The organism is Oleiphilus sp. HI0117, assembly GCF_001635235.1.
This window is the reverse complement of record NZ_LWGA01001396.1, coordinates 1-6,363: the sequence shown is the minus strand read 5'-3', so window position 1 is coordinate 6,363 and position 6,363 is coordinate 1. Positions and strand designations below refer to the sequence as shown.

Below are 6,363 nucleotides of genomic sequence, written 5' to 3'. Positions count from 1 at the left end.
GCAAAATCTTAAAACGCCAGTCTGATTCAGCAGCCCACTTTAACTTCTTATAATCAAAGGGAATGTAACCAACCTGGGCACCAACAGAGTCTTTAAATTCTCCCGTTAGCTTAAAGCTCAAATAGCCTGATAACAGCAGAAACTTATGTGTCTTGCGCCATATTTCAGGCTGGCTCTGGGAAATCCATAATGCCTGCGATTTCTCTCGAAATCGATGTACAACATCTTCAACCCCGGCGATTTTAAACAACCACTTCCAAAAACCGGGCACATCCCCTTTTACCTCTGCCCTACGCTGGTCTAGCCAGACAATGGCTGGCCTCACAGGCCTTCCCTGCTCATCAACATTAACGACCGTACCGCGCTGCGTGGTGACCGTTGCTGCAATAATCCTGGAACGATCAATATCAGCTGCAGCCCATAGTTTATCGCAAGCTTTTTTTAATGAAGACCAGTAATACTCTGGATCTTGTTCAGCCCAGCCCGGCTGGCTAGAGAAGTAAGGCTCGAGCTCTTGTTTGCCCTTAGCGATCAAATTACCTTGGGTATCAAATATTATGGCCCGAACACTTTGAGTACCGTTATCAATGGTGAAGATATACTGCTCGCTCATCACACCACCCGCTCTTCTTTTTTGGCTTCTTCGACAGGAAGAGAATAATGAGCACTAATAATACGCTGATACCTGCTCGCCTCCTGATCCCAACGAGGCTCATCCCAGCCTAAAGCTTCCAAACAATGAGCCTTGACGCGAGTAAGCACGGCCTCACCACCTTTAGGAAGAACAAGTCCTAAACGAGTGCGGCGCAGCATTAGATCGTCTAAATGCACGACTAGTTGAGTTTCACAGGCATAAACAAGCTCAGCGAATATGGTATCACTAGTCAAGACTTTGTCTGCTAACTCAGGTTTCCTATCTACCAGCTCAACGATACGTTCTGCGCCAAAGCCATAGCGTCCTTTTAGCCTACGAATCTGAGGTGCATTGATATGAGCTGAAGCCATTACATGGTCAGTCTCAGGAAAGTGTGTACTCGACTTAAAGTCTTCAGGTTTCCGATTTAAATATCTCGCCGCCGTTTGAAGCACATCCAAGGCGATTAAACGATAAGTCGTCAGCTTACCTCCTGCAACGCTCACCATGCCTCGATTATCCCAGACAACATGTTCACGCTTTTCATCAGAAGGCTTTGCCGGTTTACTCAAGTCAGCTTCTTGCTTGCTAGAATGTTTACTGACAACAGGGCGAACACCCGAGTACGTCGCTATAACATCGCTTTCAGAAATCAAACTATTTGGGAATTGCTGATTCACAGCAGCTAACAGATACGCTACTTCGCCAGCGCTTATGCTGGACTCGTCTCGACTACTTTGCTTGTGATCAAGGTCCGTTGTCCCGACAACCGTCACACCTTCCCAGGGGAAAGCAAACACTGGCCGCTTATCTTTCGGGTGAAAAAAACTCACAGAATACGCCACTGGCAAGCGCCACTGAGGCAAAACTAAATGGCTGCCACGCAGAGGCCTTATTACTTTGTTTTCACCGAGCTGTTGTCGAAGTTCATCTGTCCATACCCCGGCAGCATTGATGACAACATTTGCCTGCAACTCAAACTGTTCAGCACTCAGTTGGTCTTTCAGCAAGACGCCCGTGACTCTGTCATTTTCGTCCTTGCTTACTTGCTCTGCTCGCAGATAATTGATCGCAACACCGCCGTCGCGATTGCCCTCTTCCAATACACGTAAAACCAAACGAGCATCATCGGTAGAAGCGTCAGCAAATTGAGTGACGCCTTTTAACTTTTTGGTAAGCAAGCCCGGGACTAAAAAGTCTAATATGCCTCGTTTGAAAAACTGCCGATAGCGCTTCCCTGCCATGTAGTCGTAAATAGCCAAAAGTTTGTTAAACACCCAAGGCCCGGGAAAAACACCTTTGTAATGCCCCATAATAAATGGCAAAGGCTCAACTAAACCGGGCAACTCATCCATCAAGTTCTGACGCTCTTTGACCGAGTCATTAGCTAAGGAAAATTGTCCACTTCCCAGATACCGCAGTCCGCCATGAACCATTTTTGATGAACGTGATGAAGTCCCCCAGGCAAAGTCTTTTTGCTCTATCAAGAGGGTTTTCAAACCCTGCGCGACAGCCTCGCGATAGATTCCGGCACCGGTAATCCCGCCACCAACAATCACCAAGTCCCAAGCCTTTCCAGAGCGCAGCACATCTAAGGCTAACGCTCGGCCACCTGGCGCCCAATAAGCAATAGAGGATGCATATTGTTTATCTTGTGACACGGCTTACCTCCGTCGTCGTCATATCGCAGCTGTCACGCCGAGAGTTTGAAAAGTTATAATTTTTTTGGACCGTAAATTGAGCCGAGCTTGCAAAAAAGCTAGTCGAACAGGCTTTTTACTCTGTCATCTTCTATCAGGGTTCCCGGGTTCAATAAGCCCTTCTCATCCATGGCTGCAAAAGCAGTTTTAATGAGGTGCATTCCTAACTCGCCCTTCTCTTTTGGAAGGAAAGGAGCATGATCTTTACCAACTCCGTGCTGATGACTGATTGCACCGCGATTGTTGACGATAATCTCGGAGGTAGAAGATTTCATATGCTTCCAACGCTCTAAAGCTTGCTCGCAGCTCTCACCGGCTCGATACACATAAGTCGTATAAATACTGCAACCCTGGCCGTAGAAGTGTGAAAGATGGGTAAAGACATGGACCTTTTCATTTTCAGCGCTAAGACTATTGCGTAAATTGTCTTCAATTTTATTAAGTAGATTATCTACATTATCCCAGTCGGTTGCCGTTTCAAGGGTATCAACCACATAGCCCTTTTCCCAAAGAGCTTCGCGTAGGTAAGGCATCTTAAAGCGTTTATCAGCCCACTTCTTACCCAAAAAGTTACCGGTGTACACGCCATGATAACGACGAATCATGCTCTTCATTAGTTTGTGGGCAGGGCGGCACTGCTCAGGCAGCCCCGTTATACCCAAGGTCATCATGCACTTGCCTTCAGCAGCACCTTTAAAGCTCAGATACTTTTCAAGCATTGATATCTGGCCAGGGTGACCAGCCAAAGCAAGTTGGGTCGTGGTTTCAACGGCATTACTTAAGCGCAGCATCGATAGTTGAACCTTACTCTGAACCATATAACGAGCTGCTTCCTTTGCTTGCGTCCACGAAGGGAAGAAAATAACGTAAAAGTCTTCTTGCTCTGCTAAAGGTGTCACTCGTACCTTAACTTCAGAGATTACGCCCATCCTCCCTTCCGAGCCCATAAAGATCTCTCTTACATCCGGGCCGCCTGCCGAGGCAGGAATGGTTTGAATATCCATACGCCCCTTAGGTGTTTCGACACTACCACCAGCAAACATTTGTTCGATGCGTCCATAACGCAGAGACTGCTGTCCACTAGAACGGCTCGCTACCCAACCACCAATGGTCGACAGCTCAAAGCTCTGGGGAAAGTGCCCCAAGGTATAGCCTCTAGAACGAAGCTGAGATTCAACTAAAGGCCCAGGTGTACCGGCACCAAAGGTAGCAATCTGACTCTCCTCATCCAAATCTATCAAGCGAGTCATTCGACCTAGCGATAAAGTTAGTATCGGTTCATCAGATTCAAAAGGGTTAATATGCCCCGCGACGCTGGTTCCACCACCATAGGGAATCAGGATAATGTCATGTTCATAACAAAACTCGACCAACTCAGCGACCTGATCTTTAGTTTCTGGAAAAGCAACGCCGTCGGGGAAGAATTCAAAGCGGCCACTTCTCATGGCAAGCCAGTCAGGCAGACTTTGACCGCGAGAATGACGAAGACGCTGTTCCGGGTCTTTATCAATCAATATATGCTCAGGTAAACGACTTTCTGGAACTTGAGCCAAAACTTCACTCAGCTGTGCATCCGCTAAAGGGCTGGAAGCACCCACTAGATCACTAAGAAATTGCTCACCCGTAGGTGGCAAATCCATTTTGTTTGCTTCATCTCCCCAACCATTCCAACGACGCATGCGTTCACCTATATATATTCAAATTTAGTTTAAAGTGCCCAGCATCTTAACAGCGGACAACACTCTAGAAAGACATAGCTCGAAATAATAACGGAATAAACTATAATTTCACTGACAATTTCAGACATTATGATCATCAAATTCAGTCAGTGACACTTTTTGTGCTCTCAAACTTCCTGCGAGAAGAGTAAATTATGAAACACCTGGGCTTTGCTTCCATTCCTGCCGTACAGCAATATTTACAATATGCTCAGAGCAAACAAATCGATACTCATCAAGTCATTCTCGACTCAGGGATCGACCCGAATGTTCTGGCCAGTGCAAATGGGCGTATTATTGGAACCCAGTTCCAATCTCTTATTAAACATCTTATCGAACGCGCTAATGACCCCTTGCTCGGGCTTCATACCAGCCAATTTGTTCAGCCAGGCTCCTATAGTGTGCTTGGCTATATCACTATGAGTTGCGCCACCATCGGTGAAGCCATGGATAAAATACAGCCCTATGAAAGACTTGTCGGGGATATGGGAACAACCAGCTTTAAAGATTTAGGGAACAGCATCTTGCAGTGCTGGCACTGTATTTACGACGACCCGATTGTCAGGCCTCATATGATCGATAACGTGTTGGCTTCGTGGACAAACTTTGCACGCTGGTTAGCAAACCAAAATGCCTCTGCTGAAAAGATACTAATCGGGCGCCCCGCTCCTTCTGCAAAGCTCCAAGAAGAATATACCCGCTTCTTCAATGCACCCGTTGAGTTTGAGGCTCAGCACAACGGTATTGTGCTAAATAAAGACCTACTGTCTATTTCACTTCGCCAACCCGATAACCTGCTACTCAAAACTCTTGAATCTCATGCTAGTGAGCAAATGACTCACCTTAGCCTGGCTAGTGAGAACTTTGCTGATAAAGTCAAAGCACTCATTCGACACCAATTGAATCTAGGCAGCGCAAGAAAAGAACTCATTGCGAATGAACTAAACATGACCGAACGAACACTGCAGAGAAAACTCGTCGCTGAAGACAGTTCTTATCAAACGCTGTTAAATGAAGTCAGACTAGACTTAGCGACCGAACTTCTGAAAAGCTCCGAAATAGGAATTCAAGATATTGCTTATAACCTGGGCTTTTCTGACGGGCGCTCATTTCATCGCAGCTTTAAAAGTTGGACCGGTATGACACCAGGGCAGTACCGAACAGAAAGTTCGCAATTGAAAAGCCTATAAAACCGACAGCTTGGCGAGTATTAGTCGGTACTCACCAGGCCAGCCTTGGCAACCACGACATTATCCTGGGTTTCAGGAACACTTACTCGTTTGGAAGGTTTCTGACGCTTCATTTCATAAAGCCGCTCATCGGCTATTTTAAGCATCATTTTAGAGTCGACTCGATCCATTGATTCTGTCGAAATCACGCCATAACTAATCACAACAGGAATTACCTTATCCTCGACTCTGAGAGGCGTATTCAAGAGATGCTCGCGAATACGCCCTGCAATAATATCAGCGCCTTCTTGGCGCTGATGAGGCAGCAACACGACAAACTCATCACCAGCAAAGCGGAATGCCAAATCACTCTTTCGTGTTAACTCATTCAGATGATGTGCAACATGCTTGAGATAACTATCACCACAGTCATGACCGCAGGTATCGTTGACTATCTTGAAATCATCACAATCGATAAACATGACCGCCAAATCTTCTTTCTGGCGCGCATGACGACTTAACTCTTGATCAAGCGTTTCCTCTAACTCTCTACGATTACGTAATAAAGTAAGCGGATCTCGCGTTGCCAAAAAGCTAATCCTTTCTCTTGCCCATACACCCGCTAGCGAGAAAGAGACTTTTACAGACAACTGCTTCAGAAAGAAGCTATCTTTGCTCGGGCTATAGCGCTCGGCGGAGTTTGAACCCAGCATCAAAGCCCCTACAACCTTGCTATCAATCACAATAGGCAATACAGCCAGCGAACGAACACCGTGAGGCTCGGCATTGCGTTTCACTTCAATAGGCATGAGCGAGTGATAGCGCTTGATGTCACGACTAACCAAAATTGGCTCTCGGACACTCTGAGTCGCTCCTAGAAAATCCACCATACTCACTGTGCGCAGAATGACAGGCGCTTCTTTATCAGCTTTACGCTCAGCTTCGCGCAAAGTATCAATCAGATGAGCGTTAGAAGGCGTTTCCGTCAAAACCGTCCACACATGCTCGATTTCGAACTTTTCCTGCACCAGCGACACCAGCGCCATAAAGAAGTCCGAACAACGAGTAATGTTCATAATCGCAACTTCTATATCGAAGAGGTTACGAGCGATTATTTCGTTACGCCTCGCGGTCGCAACGAG

5 protein-coding genes are annotated in these 6,363 nt (G+C 46.5%); 1 reads left to right on the top strand and 4 read right to left on the bottom strand.

The window, feature by feature from the left end; all coding sequences use genetic code 11:
- The 3 genes from A3757_RS23715 to A3757_RS23705 all read right to left on the bottom strand — a co-directional run.
- The coding region (locus tag A3757_RS23715) for an FGGY family carbohydrate kinase (RefSeq protein ID WP_255374999.1) at positions 1-613 on the bottom strand (613 nt) is incomplete at its 3' end.
- Complete coding sequence (locus A3757_RS23710; protein ID WP_197470275.1) at positions 613-2,295, bottom strand: glycerol-3-phosphate dehydrogenase/oxidase; 1,683 nt, start codon at positions 2,293-2,295, stop codon at positions 613-615. The genes A3757_RS23710 and A3757_RS23715, both read right to left, overlap by 1 nt.
- 98 nt (positions 2,296-2,393) lie before the next feature.
- Positions 2,394-4,013 carry an FAD-binding oxidoreductase gene (locus A3757_RS23705; protein WP_068516487.1) on the bottom strand — a complete coding sequence of 540 codons (1,620 nt, stop codon included), beginning with the start codon at positions 4,011-4,013 and terminating at the stop codon, positions 2,394-2,396.
- 194 nt (positions 4,014-4,207) lie between these two features.
- Between A3757_RS23705 and A3757_RS23700 the strand changes: the two genes are divergently transcribed.
- A complete protein-coding gene (locus tag A3757_RS23700; RefSeq protein ID WP_068516490.1) occupies positions 4,208-5,242 on the top strand; it encodes an AraC family transcriptional regulator in 1,035 nt (344 codons plus the stop codon).
- A gap of 20 nt (positions 5,243-5,262) precedes the next feature.
- Here A3757_RS23700 and A3757_RS23695 read toward each other — a convergent pair.
- On the bottom strand, positions 5,263-6,363 hold a 1,101-nt coding region (locus A3757_RS23695), incomplete at its 5' end, for a sensor domain-containing diguanylate cyclase (RefSeq protein ID WP_068740396.1).

Bases quoted from the DNA above. Each gene is read 5' to 3' on its own strand.
- A3757_RS23705 (WP_068516487.1), bottom strand. From the start codon at position 4,013: ATGCGTCGTTGGAATGGTTGGGGAGATGAAGCAAACAAAATGGATTTG.
- A3757_RS23700 (WP_068516490.1), top strand. From the start codon at position 4,208: ATGAAACACCTGGGCTTTGCTTCCATTCCTGCCGTACAGCAATATTTA.